Source organism: Micromonospora sp. WMMD980, from assembly GCF_029626035.1.
Classification (GTDB): Bacteria; Actinomycetota; Actinomycetes; order Mycobacteriales; family Micromonosporaceae; genus Micromonospora.
The window spans coordinates 4,398,337-4,413,860 of record NZ_JARUBE010000003.1; the positions used below are offsets into that span (position 1 = coordinate 4,398,337).

Here is a 15,524-nt window from a genome sequence, read left to right on the forward strand (position 1 = left end):
CCCACCCGCGATCTTGCACTTGCCCCGACAAATGGCGCACATGCCTCATTCGGCGGGCCGAAGGTGCAAGATCGGCGAGGGGCGGGGGTCAGACGCCGTAGCGGCGTTGGCGGGTGGCGTAGGAGCGCAGGGCGCGGAGGAAGTCGACCTTGCGGAAGTCGGGCCAGTTCAGCTCGCAGAAGTAGAACTCCGAGTGCGCGCTCTGCCAGAGCATGAAGCCGGAGAGGCGCTGCTCGCCGCTGGTCCGGATGATCAGGTCGGGGTCGGGCAGGCCCTTGGTGTAGAGGTGCTCCGAGATGTCGTCGACGTCGATCGTGGTGGCCAACTCCTCCAGCGTGCCGCCCCGCGCCGCGTGCTCCAGCAGCAGCGAGCGGACCGCGTCGGCGATCTCGCGCCGGCCGCCGTACCCCACGGCGATGTTGACCTGGGCCCCGCCGTCGCGGTCCCGGGTGCGCTCGGCGGCGCTCTTCAGCGCGGCCGCGTGCTGCGCCGGCAGCACGTCGAGCGCGCCCACCATCCGCAGCCGCCAGGGGTTGCCCTCCTCGGCCAGCTCGCTGGTCAGGTCCTCGATGATCTGGAGCAGCGGGTCCAGCTCGGCGGCCGGCCGGGAGAGGTTGTCGGTGGAGAGCAGCCAGAGCGTGACGTGCCCGACGCCGGCCGCGTCGCACCAGCGCAGCAGCTCCTTGATCCGCTCGGCGCCCATCCGGTGGCCGTCGTTCGGATCGACGAAGCCCATCTCCCGGGCCCACCTGCGGTTGCCGTCGCACATCACGCCGACGTGCGCGGGCACGGGCTTGCCCGCGAGCTTCGCCGTCAGCCGGCGCTCGTACACGGAGTAGAGAAGTTTCCGCAGAGTCATCACCTTGCAGGGTAGCGACCCGCGGGAAAGATCAGTGCCGCGGTGGCGCATCGCGGGACGGCCTGTCGCTTTCGCCCCGCCGGGAACGCGGTACCCCGGCGGCGACCGCGGCCAGGGTGCGGGCGTCCAACCGCCCGTCGCCGAGCCCCAGCTCCACCACCGTCCGGTAGACCCGCTCGTCCCGACCGGCCGCGGCCACCACCGCGTCCACCACCCACTGCCGCCGGGCCAGCCAGGCCGCCGCGGAGCTGTGCCGCAGGTGGGTGCCGAGCCGGTCGCGCAGCGCCGCCGCGTACCGGCGGGCCGCGTCGGCCGGGGCGCCGGCCGCCGCCGCGCCGGCCAGCGCCCCGGAGCGCAGCGCGTAGAAGATGCCCTCGCCGGTGAACGGGTTGATCAGCGACAGCGCGTCGCCGGCGAGCAGCACCCGCCCCCGACCCGGCGCCGGCCGGTGTGTCGAGAGCGGCAGGTGGTGCGCCCGCAGGTCGGTCACCGTCGCCGGGTCGGTGCCGGGCAGCAGCGCGGCCATCCGGTCCAGCAGGTGCGCGCGGGTCAGCGCCTCGCCGCGCAGCACCTCCCCGTACCCGACGTTCGCGCGCCCGTCGCCGATCGGAAAGGCCCAGGCGTACGCGGGCCAGCGCGCGGCCGACGTGACGATGAGCTGCTGGGGCGGGCCGGGCGGTGCGGGCGCGTAGCCCCGGATGGCGAGCGCGAGGTGCCGGTCCGGGTTCACCGGATGCCCGAGCGCCCGCCGCAGCACCGACCCGGCGCCGTCCGCCCCGACCACCACCCGGGCGGCCAGTTCACCGTCGAGCACCACCCGGTCCGCCGTCACCTCCACCCGGCGTACGGTGTGTCGCCGCAGCTCGGCCCCGCTCCGCACCGCGGCGCGGACCAGGCGCGCGTCGAACACCCGCCGGGGCACCGTGTAGGCGGGCCGGGGCAGGGGCCGGGCCACCGTGCCGCCGCCCGGGGAGACCAGGCGCAGCGCCGGCAGGGGCGGATAGCCGTCGACGGCGCCGGTCACCCCCAGCTCGGCGAGGACGTCGAGCGCGTGCGCGGCGATGCCGTCGCCGCACGCCTTGTCGCGCGGGAAGTCGTATCTGTCGAGCAGCAGCACCCGCGCCGCCCCGGCCCGCCGCGCCGCGAGCGCCGCCGCCGCCCCGGCCGGCCCCGCCCCCACCACCACGACGTCCCACCCGGAACCACCCACCCCCACATCCTCCCCCGCCCACCTCCGCGCTCCCGCCCACCACGCCCACCCACCGTGCCCGCCCGACGCTCGGACTCGCCCGGAGCGGGTGATCAAGGAGTTTGTGTCTTGGAACGAGGGCCCGGTGACACAAACTCCTTGATCAACGCGGCAGGGAGGCCGGGCCGGACCTGGTTGGGCCGGACGGGCTGGGTGGGGTGGGGGGTGGGGGTGTCAGGGGGTGGAGCGGTTCAGGGAGTACAGGCAGAGGGCGGCGGCGGTCACCAGGGGGGCGCCGTCGCGGATCAGGCCGTCGACGCCGAGCAGCCACCAGCAGAGCGGAAGGTCGAGCGCGAGCACGCCCAACGTCACCAGCACCAGCGCCCGGCGGGCCCAGTCCCTGCCGCGCAGCAGGAAGGCGGTGCAGAACAGCACCGCGTAGCTGGCCGCGATGCCGGCGCCGAACCAGACGAGCAGCGCGGGTACGGCGACCGCGCCCCGGTCCCGCACCGACCCGATCGCCACCAGCGCGGGCACCAGCATCAGCGGGCTGTAGGTGAAGGCCGCGACCCGGGCGGTGAGCACCCAGCCGTTGGCCTGCGGCCGCTTCGGCGTGACCTCCCGCCACGAGATCGTCCCGCCCTCGACCACCAGACCCTTGCGGTGCCGGACCAGGTGGGCACGGACCGCCCCGGAGCGGTAGAGCAGCACCACCACGGCGACGCAGAGCGCGGTGAGCGCGGCGAAGCCGAGCAGGCCGGGCAACGCGGGCACGCCGGCCCGGGGCACGACCAGCCGGCCCACCGCGAAGATCGTGGTCACCGCCAGGATCAGCCCGAACGGCCGGGCCGCCACCCGGCCGGAGTTGACGTGCCCGATCAGGATCAGGAAGCCGAGCGACCGGAGCATCGCCCAGCCGGTGCGCACCGCGAGGCCGAACTCCTGCTCCGGGGCGTACCAGTAGTTGAGCAGCTCGACCACGACCGTGGCCGCCGCGGTCACGGCGAGCAGCGTGGTCAGCGCCCGGACGGCGGACGGCCGCCGGACCTCGACAGGTTCGGCGGCCGTCCTCATGGCATCCGGTCTTGCCCGGTGCGGGCAATCGGCACACCTGCTACTTCTGCGGCTCCGCGTCGAGGCGGGCCCGCAGCGCGTCCAACTCGGCCCAGAGCACGCCGGGGAGCTTGTCCCCGAACTTCTCGAACCACTCGGTGACCAGCGGCAGCTCCTTGCGCCACTCCTGCGGGTCCACCTTCAGGGCGATCCGGACGTCCTCCGGGGTCATGTCGAGGCCCTCGATGTCCAGCGCGTCCTGCGCCGGGACCATGCCGATCGGGGTCTCCACGGCCTCGGCCCGGCCCTCCAGCCGCTCGATGACCCACTTGAGCACGCGGGAGTTCTCGCCGAAGCCCGGCCAGAGGAAGCTGCCCTCGGCGTCCTTGCGGAACCAGTTCACATAGTAGATCTTGGGCAGCTTGGCCTCGTCGCCGTCGGCGCCCTTGCCCATCTCGATCCAGTGCCGGAAGTAGTCACCGCCGTGGTAGCCGATGAACGGCAGCATGGCCATCGGGTCGCGGCGCACCACGCCGACCGCGCCGGACGCGGCGGCGGTGGTCTCCGAGGAGAGCGTGGCGCCCATGTAGACGCCGTGCACCCAGTCCCGCGCCTCGGTGACCAACGGGACGGTGTCCCGGCGCCGGCCGCCGAACAGGATCGCGTCGATCGGCACGCCGTTCGGGTCGAAGTAGTCCTCGGCCAGGATCGGGCACTGGGTGATCGGGGTGCAGAACCGGCTGTTCGCGTGCGAGGAGAGGTTCTCGCTCTCCGGCGTCCAGTCGTTGCCCTTCCAGTCGATCAGGTGCGCCGGCGGCTCACCCATGCCCTCCCACCAGATGTCGCCGTCGTCGGTGAGGGCCACGTTGGTGAAGACCGAGTTGCCACGGTCGAGCGTGCGCATGGCGTTGGCGTTGGTCTTCCAGTCGGTGCCGGGCGCGACGCCGAACAGGCCGTACTCCGGGTTGATCGCGTAGAGGCGGCCGTCCTGGCCGAACCGCATCCAGGCGATGTCGTCACCGATGGTCTCGACCTTCCAGCCCGGGATGGTCGGCTCCAGCATGGCGAGGTTGGTCTTGCCGCAGGCCGACGGGAACGCGCCGGCGATGTGGTAGACCTTGCCCTCCGGCGAGGTGATCTTGAGGATCAGCATGTGCTCGGCGAGCCAGCCCTCGTCGCGGCCCATCACGCTGGCGATCCGCAGCGAGTAGCACTTCTTGCCGAGCAGCGAGTTGCCGCCGTAGCCGGAGCCGTAGGACCAGATCTCCCGGCTCTCCGGGAAGTGCGAGATGTACTTGGTCTCGTTGCAGGGCCAGGCCACGTCCTGCTGACCCGGGGCCAGCGGGGCGCCGATGGAGTGCAGCGCGTGCACGAAGTCGGCGTCGTCGCCCATCGCCTCCAGGATCGCCGAGCCCATCCGGGTCATGATGCGCATCGAGGCGACCACGTACGGGCTGTCGGTGATCTCGACGCCGAACATGGGGTTCTCCGCCTCGACGGGACCCATGCAGAACGGGATGACGTACATGGTGCGACCGCGCATGCTGCCGCGGTAGAGCTCCGTCATCGTCCGCTTCATCTCGGCCGGCGCCATCCAGTTGTTGGTGGGGCCGGCGTCCGCCTCGTCGACGGAGCAGATGAAGGTGCGCTCCTCGACCCGGGCGACGTCCGTCGGGTCCGTCCGCGCGTAGAACGAGTTGGGCTTCTTCTCGGGGTTCAGCCGGATGAGGGTGCCGTTCTCGACGAGCTCGTCGGTGAGGCGACGCCACTCCTCGTCGGACCCGTCCACCCAGACCACCCGCTCGGGGGTGGTCAGTTCCGCGACCTCACGAACCCAGGCGAGCAGTTGGGGGTGGGACGTCGGGGCCTGATCGATACCCCGAACAGCAGCCGGAGCAACCATGTCACATCTCCTTGTGGTCGACGCTGACCGATCTATGGGATGCACGAGTTCTGGCGGGCGAGGCGCCGCCGTCGTGGAAACCTGGGATTGGGCTCAGCGTAAACCGGGCTGCCTCGCCAGTCAGTGGGACTGGTTGTGAAGAACTGCACAAGGTGCGGCCACGCTGCGGCATCGCGATCTGATACCCGCTTTCGCGCGCAGTTTCACGCAAATCCTGCGGTGAACCTCCATCGTCCCGGTCCGGGCGAGCGGGATTGCGTGACCGGCTCCACACATTCGGACCACCGGTTACCCTGTGCTCACGGATATCCGGCACGGGCCCCGTCGCCCACCCGGCGGCCGGGCGCCGAAGCTGCCGTGGTCGACTCGCCGTTGCAGTCGGTCCGGGTTGGGCGCAACCGGTACTCTCTGCGAGTGGCCGCGACGATGACCGGGGACCAACCGGGGGCTCCGGAGACCCGTCGGGGTCCGATCGGAGCCCTGCTCCACCGCTTCGGTCACCTCGTCCACGAGCTGAGCAAGTTCGCCACCGTCGGTGGTGTCGCCTTCCTCGTCGACTTCGCGCTCTTCAACTACCTGTCGAGCGGTCGCGGCATGCCGCCGCTGGTGGCGAAGACCATCTCCACCGTGATCGCCGCGACGGTCGCCTTCCTCGGCAACCGGTTCTGGACCTGGCGGCACCGGCAGCGCTCCCACCCCGCCCGCGAGTACGCGCTCTTCTTCTTCTTCAACGCGGTGGGTCTCGGCATCGCGGTGGCCGTCCTGGCGATCAGCCACTACGGGCTCGGCGCGATCTGGCCCCGGGTGTTCCAGACGCCGCTGGCCGACAACGTCGCCAGCTTCGTCGTCGGCACCGGCCTGGGCACGCTGTTCCGGTTCTGGTCCTACCGACGGTTCGTCTTCGTCGAGGCGGGAACACTCCCCGTTCCGGCACCGAACCACGACCGAGAGTCCGGGGCGTGACGCACCGCCCATCCCGACCCGCTGGGCCCAGCCGGCCCCGCCCACTGCCCTAAGGTGTTTCGCATGCCTGGAGTCCGTCTGCTGCCCGCGCGCTGGCAGAAGTTCATCCACGAGGCGCTCAAATTCGGCATCGTCGGCGGCATCAACACCGTCATCAATTACGCGGTGTTCAATGCGCTCGCACTCACGGTTTTCCGGGACGGTCAGCTCAAGGCGACCGTGATCGCCACCATCGTCGCGACGATCACGTCGTATCTGATGAATCGGCACTGGACGTACCGCGATCGACCGAAATCTGCGCTACGGCGCGAATACATCCTTTTCTTCCTGTTCAACGGCGCCGGTCTGCTCATCGAACTCGGCGTGCTGGCCCTGGCCAAGTACGGCCTCGGCGTGCACGGCCTGCTGGCGCTGAACGTGGCGAAGACCATCGGTGTCCTGCTCGCCACGCTGTTCCGCTTCTGGTCCTACCGGACCTTCGTCTTCCAGCCGGTGCCGAAACACGCCGAGGAGACCTGGCACGACGTCCCCCGGGACGAGTGGGACAACGTCGCCGAGATGGACCCGGTCGCCGAGCTGGCAGAGTCCGTCACCGAGCTGGAGGAGGAAGAGCCGCCGCTGGGCGCGAACCGCCCCGGCAGCGACTACACCCCACCGCAGGGCCGCACGGCACCCGCCGGCGGCGCGCTCGGCGCCGACCTGGACGCGGAACTCGCCGCCGAGCTGCGGCCCCGCCGCGCCCGCCGCTGAACGCTCCCACGGCCAGCGGCGGCGCTCAGGACGGGTCACGCAGCGACTTGCCCTCGGCCATGTCGGCCAGGATCTCGCGCATCTCGTCGTCACCCAGGCTGTGCTTGTCGTGGTGCGCCTCGACCAGCTCGTAGAGCTTCGTCTGCACCCGGTCCACGTGCGGCACGTCAGCGAGCACCGACTGGCCCCGCTCGCCGGCCGACTCGATGGTCAGCGTGCCGCAGCCGAGGATCCGCTCCACGAACCGCTGGTGCATGGCGTGGTCGTTGATCCGGGTCAGTGGCAGGTCCCGCCGGTTGCGGGAGAACACCCCCTCCTGGAGCAGCACCCGCTCGTTGGTGAAGAGGTAGTGCGTGGTGCGCCAGACCAGGAACGGCCACAGGCCCAGCCACAACGCCAGCACCAGGCCGAGCCCGGCGATGGCGTAGAGCGCGATCGTGCCGCCGTCGCCGTCGGGAAGCAGGAGCCAGCCGGCGACGACCGCCGCGACGGTGAGCACCAGCACCAGGATCGGCCGGATCAGGGCCTTCCAGTGCGGGTGCAGGTGCAGCACGACGTGCTCGTCCTCGGTGAGCACGTCTTCGGGGAACGCCACTTCGAACCTCCTCGCGGAAACCGGACGCGCTGACCGTAACCGGTCAGCGCACCCCGGCGGCATCGGCCGCGCGGGCGGCTGCCGGGAGTTAAGAGGGGGCCCCGCCTATACCTGAGGCGTTAAGAAGGGGCCCCGCCTTTCACCGAAGGTGGAGGACGTCGCCGGCGGCCAGGCGGAGCGGGGCGCCGTCGGCCTCGACCAGGAGCTGGCCGTCCGGGTCGACGCCGGTGGCGGTGCCGTGCACCTCGCGACCGTCCGGCAGCAGCACCCGCACCCGGCGGCCGACCGTGGCGCAGCCGGCCAGGTAGGTGTCGCGCAGCCCGCTGGCCACCGCGTCGCCACCCGCGTCGCGCCAGCGCTCGTACCAGTCGGCGAGCGAGCGCAGCAGCGACCGCAGCAACGGGTCGCGGTCGGTGGCGGTGGCACCGGCGAGCTGGAGCGAGGTGGCCGGCAGGCCGGTCGGGTTCTCCGGCAGCTCGTCGGCGCGCACTGTCACGTTCAGCCCGACGCCGACCACGATCGCCGGCGGCCGGTCGTCACCGTCACCCGGCACCACCTCGGCCAGCACGCCGGCGCACTTCGCGCCGTCCACCAGCAGGTCGTTGGGCCACTTCAGCCGGGCGTCCACCTCGGCCAGCAGGCGTACCGCCTCGACCAGCGCGACGCCGGCGAGCAGCGGCAGCCAGCCGTACCCGGTGACCGGCACCGGCGACCAGCCGCGCTCGGCGTTCACCTCACCGGGCCGGAGCAGCACGCTCGCCGCGATGCCGGCGCGCGGCGGCGACTGCCAGACCCGGCCCCGCCGCCCCCGGCCGGCGCTCTGCCGCTCGGCGACGACCACCAGGCCCTCCGGTTCGCCGGCCCGCGCCGCGGCGACCACGTCGGCGTTCGTCGAACCGGTCTCCGCCAGCAACTCCAGGCGGCGCCAGGGCCCGTGCGGCGCGACCAGCGCGCGGCGCAGCCGGGCCGCCGACAGCGGCGGGCGATCCAGGTCGGTGTACGGCGAGCCGGGCATCCGATCAGCGTACGACCCGGATGAGGCGCACTGCACAGCGTCACCCGCCTGAACCATCGTTATATTCCCTGGGTGACTACCGAGACCGGGATCAACATCCACACGACCGCCGGCAAGCTGGCGGACCTGGAGCGACGGCTCGACGAGGCGGTGCACGCCGGGTCGACGCGTGCGATCGAGAAGCAGCACGCGCGGGGCAAGAAGACCGCCCGGGAGCGGATCGACATGCTCCTCGACGAGGGTTCCTTCGTCGAGCTGGACGAGTTCGCCCGGCACCGCTCCACCAACTTCGGGCTGGAGCGGACCCGCCCGTACGGTGACGGCGTGCTGACCGGCTACGGCACCGTGGACGGCCGGCAGGTCTGCGTGTTCGCGCAGGACTTCACCGTCTTCGGCGGCTCGCTCGGCGAGGTCTTCGGCGAGAAGATCGTCAAGCTGATGGACCTGGCCATGAAGATCGGCTGCCCGGTCGTCGGCATCAACGACTCCGGCGGCGCGCGGATCCAGGAGGGCGTCGCCTCGCTCGGCCTCTACGGCGAGATCTTCTTCCGCAACGTGCGGGCCAGCGGCGTCATCCCGCAGATTTCCCTGATCATGGGCCCGTGCGCGGGCGGCGCGGTCTACTCGCCGGCGGTCACCGACTTCACCGTCATGGTCGACCAGACCTCGCACATGTTCATCACCGGCCCCGACGTGATCAAGACGGTCACCGGCGAGGACGTCGGCATGGAGGAGCTGGGCGGCGCCCGCACCCACAACGCCCGCAGCGGCAACGCGCACTACCTCGGCACCGACGAGGAGGACGCGATCGAGTACGTGAAGGCGCTGCTGTCCTACCTGCCGCCGAACAACCTGGACGAGCCGGTGGTGTTCGACGCCCCGGCCGAGCTGGCGATCACCGATGAGGACCGGGAGCTGGACACGCTGATCCCCGACTCGGCCAACCAGCCGTACGACATGCACCGGGTCATCGAGCACGTGCTCGACGACGGCGAGTTCCTGGAGGTGCAGCCGCTCTACGCGCAGAACATGGTGGTCGGCTTCGGTCGCGTCGAGGGCCGCCCGGTGGGCGTGGTGGCGAACCAGCCGATGCAGTTCGCCGGCACGCTCGACATCGCGGCCTCGGAGAAGGCGGCCCGCTTCGTGCGCACCTGCGACGCGTTCAACGTGCCGGTGCTGACGTTCGTGGACGTGCCCGGCTTCCTCCCCGGCACCGGCCAGGAGTGGGACGGCATCATCCGGCGCGGCGCGAAGCTCATCTACGCGTACGCCGAGGCCACCGTCCCGAAGGTCACCGTCATCACCCGTAAGGCGTACGGCGGCGCGTACGACGTGATGGGCTCCAAGCACCTCGGCGCGGACCTGAACTTCGCCTGGCCGACCGCGCAGATCGCGGTGATGGGCGCGCAGGGCGCGGTGAACATCCTCTACCGTGCCGAGCTGGCCGCCGCCGACGACCCGGCGGCGGTGCGGGCGGAGAAGATCGCCGAGTACGAGGACACGCTCGCCAACCCGTACATCGCCGCCGAGCGCGGCTACGTCGACGGGGTGATCCCGCCGCACGAGACGCGGACCCAGATCGTCCGGGCGCTGCGGGTGCTGCGCACCAAGCGCGAGACGCTGCCGCCGAAGAAGCACGGCAACATCCCGCTGTAGGTGTAAGGAGGGGCCCCCGCTTAACGCCTCCGGTATAGGCGGGGCCCCTTTTTAATACGCGCGGCCCGGCTCAGCAGCCGGGGTTGGCGGCGACGCACAGGTGCTCGGCTGCGGCCCGGGCCGTGTCCAGGAGTTGCGCCTCGTCCCCCTCGACGTCGCGGACGCCGGGGCGGAGGGTGCCCGCCGGCACCAGGACCGTCACCAGGTCACCCACCCGGACGACCACCCGGTCCTCGACCGGCTGCGCGACGCCCCGCGGGCGACCGGTCCCCGGGTCCGGTGGCACGGTGACGTCGTGCCGCAACAGCACCGACTGGTCGCCGGCGAAGCCGCTCGCGGCGACGCGCCAGCGGTGCACGACGTCGGCGGTGACCATCTCCCGGTCGGCGTAGACCTGGCCGGGGGTCCGCCACGCGCCGCAGGCCGTCACGACGCGCTCCAGGTCGCCGAGGAACCGGCCGGCTGTTCCGGCATCCAACCGGTAGACGTCCTGGGTGACGACCGCCGTGGGCATGGTCGGCGGGGGGCCGCCGGGAGCAGCCAACATGGTCAGTGACCGGGAGTAGCGCGAACGCGGCTCCTGCACCGGCAATCCCTGGGCGCGGCCGCACACCTGGAGAAGGTCGTCGACCCGCACCGGCTCGTCGAGGTCCGTCTCGGTGAGCACGTCGCCGGTCCGTACCGGGACGTCGACGGCGGTCAGCATGGCCTCCACGGGGATCTCCGTGTTCCCGCCCGCCGCGTCGCCGGGGGGCGGCGGCGAGGCGCCGGTCCGGTCCACCATCGTGGCGCCGAGCGCGGCGACCAGCACCACCGAGGCGGCGGCCAGCGCGGCGGTCCGCCGGCTGCGTCGCCGGGCCAGGGCCCGGAGCGCCGCCGGCTCCGCCCACCGGACGTCCCGCAGGTCCCGGTGCAGCACCTCCACGAGCGTGACGTCGTCAGGCATCTGCCGCCTCCTCCTGAAGATCCACCACGGCGAGCAGCCCGGCGAGCGCGGTCCGCCCCCGGGACAGCCGGGCCTTGACGGTGCCGACCGGCGCCTCGGTCTCCCGGGCCACCTCGGCGACCGGCATGCCGAGCAGGTAGTGCATCGCGATCGCGGTCCGCTGCGCCTCGGGCAGCCGGCGCAGCGCGGCGACCACGTCCATCGTCTCGGTGCTCGGTGCCGGCACGTCGCCCACCGCGCCGTGCCGCAGGTAGGCCCGGGCCCGGCTGCGCAGGCTGCGCCACCGGCTCACCGCGATCCGGCTGGCCACCACCCGTACCCAGGACTCCGGATCGTCGTAGGCGCGCACCGTCGACCACCGCTGCCAGGCCCGGATGTACGCCTCCTGCACGGCGTCCTGCGCCTCGGCCAGATCACCGGTGAGCACGTAGACGAAGCCGAGCAGCCGTTGCCGGCTGCCCCGGTAGAAGTCGTCGAAGTCGTCGCCGTCGGGCACCGTCACCTCCCCGTGTTCGCGAGGGACACGCCTGGCGGCGCCGTCCGGGTTGCCCGGTCAGCCGATCAATTTCGACAGCTCGCCCGCGCCGAAGCCACCGGCCGGGATGCGCTCGCGGACGGCGCGCCGCACCGCGGCCTGCACCGCCGCGTTGACCGGGGTGGGCACGCCGTGCTGGCGGCCGAGCAGCACGATCTCGCCGTTGAGGTGGTCGGCCTCGGCCGAGCCGGCGCCCCGGACCAGACTCTGCCAGGTGGAGCCGCCGGAGCGGGACTCGCCGTCGACCGGTCGGTGCGACACCAGGTCGCCGCGTTCGGCGGCCTCCTCCTCCCGGGTGGTGTGCGGGATGCCGGCGGCGGCGAGCGCCGCCTCGCCCTCGGCGCGTACCCGCTGCGACAGCGGCTCGGGGACGTCCGGGCCGAGCAGCGCCTGGAGGCCGTTGCCGAGGTTGGCCAGCAGCTTGCCGTACTTCCAGCGCATCACGTCGTCGCGCACCGGGGCGACGAAACCGGCGGCGGTCAGGTCGGCCGCGACCGCCCGGCTGGTGTCGTCGGCGCCGGACGGGTAGCGCCCGAGGTGCAGCATGCCCGGGTGCGGGTGCCCGTTGGCGACCACCACGCCCGGCTCCAGGTGGGTGGCGGGCAGCCACACGCAGACCGGGTGCACGCGGGCGAAGAGCCGCAACGCGGCCGGCTCGTTCGCCACGCCGTTCTGCGCGAGCACGACCGGCAGCCGCTCGCCGGCCGTCCCGCCGCCCTCCACCGGTGCGTCCACCCAACCGGCCAGCGCGGCGGCGGTGTCCTGCGACTTCACGGTGAGCACCAGCACGGTGTCGGCCGGCAGCGGCGGGCCGTCCGGCCCGGCCACCGCCGGCAGCCGGCCGGTCACCGTGCCGTCGGGCCGCCGCAGCGTCAACCCCCGCTCGCGCACCGCGTCCAGGTGCGCGCCGCGGGCCACGAGCGTCACGTCCCGGCCGGCCTCGCCGAGGAGTACGCCGATGGTGCCGCCGACCGCGCCCGCTCCGATGATCACGTATCGCATCCGTCCGATTCTGCCCGGCCGGGGCGCGCGCCGCCCGGGGGCGCGCGTCAGGAGCCGGTCAGCGCGTGCGCCGGGGCCATCCGGCTCGCCCGCAGCGCCGGGTAGAGCCCGGCGAGCGCGCCGATGAGCACCGTCGCGCCGAGACCACCGGCGGTCGCCCATACGGGTACGACGGTGGGCCAGCCCTGGGTGCGCGCGTACCCGCCGGTGGCGAGCACGCCGAGCGCGATTCCCCCGCCGCCGCCGCTCCCCGTGACGCGAACCTATCAACGTTTTTCTTGCCCGGAATTCGTCGAACCCCAGGTAATGGGGCTGCGCGCCGACTCAGAAGGTGATACCGGCCTCGGCCAGGATCGGGCCGGCGAGCAACAACCCGCCGGCAACCAACGCGCCGAGCGCGACCAGCAGGAAGACTCCCACCCAGGCCAGCGGCGGGACCGGCGTGAGCCGGGCGAGCTGGTCGGCGTCGGACTCCGGCATCCGGCCCCGGCTGCGCTGGCGCCGCAGCTCGAAGACCGGCCGCACGCCGCCGAACAGCAGGAACCAGACCGACGTCCAGGCGAACGCGGCCTGGACCTGGGGTGAGGTGTACCAGGAGACGGCGAGCACGACGCCGCCGGTGACCAGCAGCGACAACGCGCCGAACAGGTTGCGGATCAGCACCAGCATGGCCAGCAGCAGCACCACCGCCAGCCAGAGCAACAGCGTGATCCGGTTGCCGGCCAGCAGCCACGCGCCGCCGAGGCCGAGCAACGACGGCGCGACGTAGCCGGCGAGCAGGGTGAGGATCATGCCGGGGCCGCTGGGGCGGCCGGCCGAGAGCGTCAGCCCGGAGGTGTCCGAGTGCAGCCGGATGCCGTGCAGCCGGCGGCCGGTGAGCAGCGCCACCAGGGCGTGACCGCCCTCGTGCGCGATGGTCACCGCGTTGCGGGCGATCCGCCACGGCAGCCGGGTGGCGACCACGGCGAGCGCGACCACGGCGGTGAGCACCACCAGCAGCGGCGGCGGGTCCGGCTGGGCGCTGAGCAGGGTGTCCCAGAGCGTGGTGAGGCCGTCGATCAGGGGCATGGGCGGGGAGCCTACCGGCCCGAGCCGTGTCGTTCGACAGGCCGTGTCTCATAGAGTGTGGGATTTTCACCCCGTCACGCAGTGTGACTTACGCTCTCATGGCGCTTCACCTGGCCTTTTGCGTGTGGCACCAACTCGCCGCATCGAAATCTATCGGTGTTGACGGCGACGGTGACGGCAACCTGGGGAGACGTCCACGCTCACCGGCAGCCGGTGCATCGATGAGCGACGCTATCCGAGGTAGGGGGTGTCGCGGTACTCGGCGTGGTGGTGGAGGCGGAGGCGGACGGTGTCGTGGATGGGGATGTGGTCGAAGTCGGTGGGGTGGATGAAGCGGACCTCGGTGGACTCGTCGCTGACGGTCAGCGTGCCGCCGGTGACTCGGGCGAGGTAGGTCACGGTGAACTCCTGCCGCACCTCACCGTCGGCGTATGCGATGACGTGCGCGGGGTCAGTGTAGATGCCGAGTAGGCCGGTGATCTCGATGTCGAGGCCGGTTTCTTCCTTGACCTCGCGGATGGCGCACTGTTGGAGTGTTTCGCCGATGTCCATGGCACCGCCGGGTAGGGCCCAGTTGCCGGAGTCGGTGCGCCGTTGCAGCAGTACGCGGCCATGCTCGTCGGTGACGATGGCGGCGGCACCGGGGACGAGGCTGTTGGCGGCCGGTGCCTGGGGGTCGTGGTAGTAGTCGCGCCGGCCGGTCACCGGGTCTCCTTCGGGTAGGCGGTGGTGGTTTGCCAGATCTGTTCGAACTGGTCGGCGTGGGCGGCGAAGATGCCGTGCGGCGAGAGTTCGCGCAGGTGCAGGGCGGGGTGTTGGTAGCCGCGGGCGCGGTACAGGTGTGGGGTGACGATCATCTGGTGGTCGAAGCGGAACGCCGAGTTGTACAGGTGCACGGTGTGCAGGCCGATCTCCACGCCGGGCACGCCGTGGAGGGGTTCGCAGAAGTTGAGGGCGTTGCGGATCCGCCCGGGTAGGGTGCCGCCGATCTGTTCGAGGGCGTCGCGTTCGGCGACGTGCGGGCAGTCGGGGTCGGCGAACGCGAGCCGAACCTGTGCGCCGTTGGTGGCTTTGTCGGTGATGAGCTGCATGGTGTTGGGCAGCAACTCCAGGAGAAACGGGTAGGCGTAGCCGAGCAGGTCGATCCGCTTCGTGGCGCCGGTGAGCAGGGCAGCCCAGACGTGGTGGGGGATGTCGGCGCGGTGGGCGTAGGCGGCGACGACCTCAGCGGTGGCCTCCGCGCCGGGAGCCTGGTCGGGGCGGGTCTGCGGCCACAGGTCGGCCTCGGTTTCGCCGAGGGCGTCGGCGACCGCAAGGCGGGTGCGTTGGTGCGGGACGCGACCGGCGAGCCACCGGGTGACGGTCTTGACGTCGACACCGACGGCTGCGGCGAGGGCGGCCGGGTCGAGGTGGGCGCGGAGCATGGCCGCGCGGAGGCGGTGACTCATACCGTCCACGGTAGTGGACACGGTGGGACGCGCCGGGGTCATGCAAGTGTCCGGCATGGTGTCTGTCGGGACGTTGGGGTGCCCGGGGCTGGTTCGTAGGTTCTGCGGCAGGGCCTTGCCGGTTCGCTTGCGGCAGATTCGCCGGGCTGGTGGGTGCCAGGGGGAAGGGGTTGCCGCCGGCCCTGGGTTGGTCGGGTCGGGTGTCGGCGGTGGCCCCTTCCCCTTCCAACGAGCCCGATGGGTGGCGGGGTGGTTGTCGGTGCATCAGCCGGTACGGCCGCAGTGGATCTGCGCGGGGTGCGGGGCGCCGTGGCCGTGTCGAACTCGCAAGCGGCAGCTCGTGGCGGAGTTCACCGGCGCGCGGATATCGCTAATGCTGCACCTGTCGGCGTACCTGGTGCAGGCGTGTGAAGATCTACCGCACACCCCGTCGGGCGTCCTGCACGCACGGTTCCTGGCTTGGCCACGCTCAGCGGCACTGCGCAACGAGTAGCGGGAGCCCCGACCAGGATCATGGGTCCGGTCGGGGCGCCGCTGATCGG

17 protein-coding genes are annotated in these 15,524 nt (G+C 72.2%); 4 read left to right on the forward strand and 13 right to left on the reverse strand.

Annotation, left to right across the window (positions count from 1 at the left end; genetic code table 11):
• Positions 1 to 88 precede the first annotated feature (88 nt).
• From O7618_RS20605 to O7618_RS20620, 4 genes are all read right to left on the reverse strand, one after another.
• Positions 89 to 859: an isoprenyl transferase gene (locus tag O7618_RS20605; RefSeq protein WP_278107756.1), complete on the reverse strand. Its 771-nt coding sequence runs from the start codon at positions 857 to 859 to the stop codon at positions 89 to 91.
• 31 nt (positions 860 to 890) lie between these two features.
• Positions 891 to 2,165, reverse strand: coding sequence for a geranylgeranyl reductase family protein (locus tag O7618_RS20610; RefSeq protein WP_278107757.1), 1,275 nt, complete (start codon positions 2,163 to 2,165; stop codon positions 891 to 893).
• Between the two features lie 117 nt (positions 2,166 to 2,282).
• Complete coding sequence (locus O7618_RS20615; RefSeq protein WP_278107758.1) at positions 2,283 to 3,122, reverse strand: hypothetical protein; 840 nt, start codon at positions 3,120 to 3,122, stop codon at positions 2,283 to 2,285.
• A 40-nt stretch (positions 3,123 to 3,162) separates the two neighbouring features.
• Positions 3,163 to 5,004 (reverse strand): phosphoenolpyruvate carboxykinase (GTP), encoded by a 1,842-nt coding sequence (locus O7618_RS20620; protein WP_278107760.1) that lies wholly within the window; start codon positions 5,002 to 5,004, stop codon positions 3,163 to 3,165.
• A 426-nt stretch (positions 5,005 to 5,430) separates the two neighbouring features.
• Here O7618_RS20620 and O7618_RS20625 point away from each other — a divergent pair, with 426 nt between their 5' ends.
• Both O7618_RS20625 and O7618_RS20630 read left to right on the forward strand, forming a co-directional pair.
• Positions 5,431 to 5,967: a GtrA family protein gene (locus O7618_RS20625; protein ID WP_347405426.1), complete on the forward strand. Its 537-nt coding sequence runs from the start codon at positions 5,431 to 5,433 to the stop codon at positions 5,965 to 5,967.
• Between the two features lie 63 nt (positions 5,968 to 6,030).
• Entirely contained in the window at positions 6,031 to 6,717 is a 687-nt protein-coding gene (locus tag O7618_RS20630; RefSeq protein WP_278107763.1) for a GtrA family protein, read from the forward strand.
• Between the two features lie 25 nt (positions 6,718 to 6,742).
• On the opposite strand, the gene O7618_RS20635 is transcribed toward O7618_RS20630, so the two are convergent.
• Positions 6,743 to 7,312 (reverse strand): PH domain-containing protein, encoded by a 570-nt coding sequence (locus O7618_RS20635; protein WP_278107764.1) that lies wholly within the window; start codon positions 7,310 to 7,312, stop codon positions 6,743 to 6,745.
• A gap of 139 nt (positions 7,313 to 7,451) precedes the next feature.
• Positions 7,452 to 8,327 (reverse strand): biotin--[acetyl-CoA-carboxylase] ligase, encoded by an 876-nt coding sequence (locus tag O7618_RS20640; RefSeq protein WP_278107765.1) that lies wholly within the window; start codon positions 8,325 to 8,327, stop codon positions 7,452 to 7,454.
• 72 nt (positions 8,328 to 8,399) lie between these two features.
• Here O7618_RS20640 and O7618_RS20645 point away from each other — a divergent pair, with 72 nt between their 5' ends.
• On the forward strand, positions 8,400 to 9,983 hold the full coding sequence (locus O7618_RS20645) for an acyl-CoA carboxylase subunit beta (protein WP_278107766.1): 1,584 nt from the start codon (positions 8,400 to 8,402) through the stop codon (positions 9,981 to 9,983).
• A gap of 70 nt (positions 9,984 to 10,053) precedes the next feature.
• On the opposite strand, the gene O7618_RS20650 is transcribed toward O7618_RS20645, so the two are convergent.
• The 7 genes from O7618_RS20650 to O7618_RS20680 form a co-directional block, all read right to left on the reverse strand.
• Positions 10,054 to 10,929, reverse strand: a complete 876-nt coding sequence (locus tag O7618_RS20650) for a hypothetical protein (RefSeq protein ID WP_278107767.1) — start codon at positions 10,927 to 10,929, stop codon at positions 10,054 to 10,056.
• Complete coding sequence (locus tag O7618_RS20655) at positions 10,922 to 11,425, reverse strand: SigE family RNA polymerase sigma factor (protein WP_278107768.1); 504 nt, start codon at positions 11,423 to 11,425, stop codon at positions 10,922 to 10,924. Before O7618_RS20655 ends, O7618_RS20650 begins: the two co-directional genes overlap by 8 nt.
• Positions 11,426 to 11,482: 57 nt before the next feature.
• Positions 11,483 to 12,466: a 2-dehydropantoate 2-reductase N-terminal domain-containing protein gene (locus tag O7618_RS20660; RefSeq protein WP_278107769.1), complete on the reverse strand. Its 984-nt coding sequence runs from the start codon at positions 12,464 to 12,466 to the stop codon at positions 11,483 to 11,485.
• 47 nt (positions 12,467 to 12,513) lie between these two features.
• Positions 12,514 to 12,684 carry an ABC transporter permease gene (locus O7618_RS20665; protein ID WP_278107770.1) on the reverse strand — a complete coding sequence of 57 codons (171 nt, stop codon included), beginning with the start codon at positions 12,682 to 12,684 and terminating at the stop codon, positions 12,514 to 12,516.
• Positions 12,685 to 12,790: 106 nt separating this feature from the next.
• The gene (locus tag O7618_RS20670) at positions 12,791 to 13,534 is read right to left on the reverse strand and encodes a M50 family metallopeptidase (protein ID WP_278107773.1); all 744 of its coding nucleotides are present in this window, start codon (positions 13,532 to 13,534) and stop codon (positions 12,791 to 12,793) included.
• A gap of 231 nt (positions 13,535 to 13,765) precedes the next feature.
• A complete protein-coding gene (locus O7618_RS20675) occupies positions 13,766 to 14,239 on the reverse strand; it encodes an NUDIX domain-containing protein (RefSeq protein WP_278107774.1) in 474 nt (157 codons plus the stop codon).
• Positions 14,236 to 14,958, reverse strand: coding sequence for a helix-turn-helix transcriptional regulator (locus tag O7618_RS20680; RefSeq protein ID WP_278110091.1), 723 nt, complete (start codon positions 14,956 to 14,958; stop codon positions 14,236 to 14,238). Before O7618_RS20680 ends, O7618_RS20675 begins: the two co-directional genes overlap by 4 nt.
• A gap of 277 nt (positions 14,959 to 15,235) precedes the next feature.
• On the opposite strand from O7618_RS20680, the gene O7618_RS20685 reads away from it, so the two are divergent.
• Complete coding sequence (locus tag O7618_RS20685) at positions 15,236 to 15,475, forward strand: flavin reductase (RefSeq protein ID WP_278110092.1); 240 nt, start codon at positions 15,236 to 15,238, stop codon at positions 15,473 to 15,475.
• Positions 15,476 to 15,524: the final 49 nt, after the last annotated feature.

What these genes read in the sequence shown, in the direction of transcription:
- O7618_RS20605 (WP_278107756.1), bottom strand. Translation starts at nt 859, where the DNA reads ATGACTCTGCGGAAACTTCTCTACTCCGTGTACGAGCGCCGGCTGACG.
- O7618_RS20630 (WP_278107763.1), top strand. Translation starts at nt 6,031, where the DNA reads ATGCCTGGAGTCCGTCTGCTGCCCGCGCGCTGGCAGAAGTTCATCCAC.
- O7618_RS20660 (WP_278107769.1), bottom strand. Translation starts at nt 12,466, where the DNA reads ATGCGATACGTGATCATCGGAGCGGGCGCGGTCGGCGGCACCATCGGC.
- O7618_RS20640 (WP_278107765.1), bottom strand. Translation starts at nt 8,327, where the DNA reads ATGCCCGGCTCGCCGTACACCGACCTGGATCGCCCGCCGCTGTCGGCG.
- O7618_RS20615 (WP_278107758.1), bottom strand. Translation starts at nt 3,122, where the DNA reads ATGAGGACGGCCGCCGAACCTGTCGAGGTCCGGCGGCCGTCCGCCGTC.
- O7618_RS20650 (WP_278107767.1), bottom strand. Translation starts at nt 10,929, where the DNA reads ATGCCTGACGACGTCACGCTCGTGGAGGTGCTGCACCGGGACCTGCGG.
- O7618_RS20625 (WP_347405426.1), top strand. Translation starts at nt 5,431, where the DNA reads ATGACCGGGGACCAACCGGGGGCTCCGGAGACCCGTCGGGGTCCGATC.
- O7618_RS20670 (WP_278107773.1), bottom strand. Translation starts at nt 13,534, where the DNA reads ATGCCCCTGATCGACGGCCTCACCACGCTCTGGGACACCCTGCTCAGC.
- O7618_RS20620 (WP_278107760.1), bottom strand. Translation starts at nt 5,004, where the DNA reads ATGGTTGCTCCGGCTGCTGTTCGGGGTATCGATCAGGCCCCGACGTCC.
- O7618_RS20680 (WP_278110091.1), bottom strand. Translation starts at nt 14,958, where the DNA reads ATGCTCCGCGCCCACCTCGACCCGGCCGCCCTCGCCGCAGCCGTCGGT.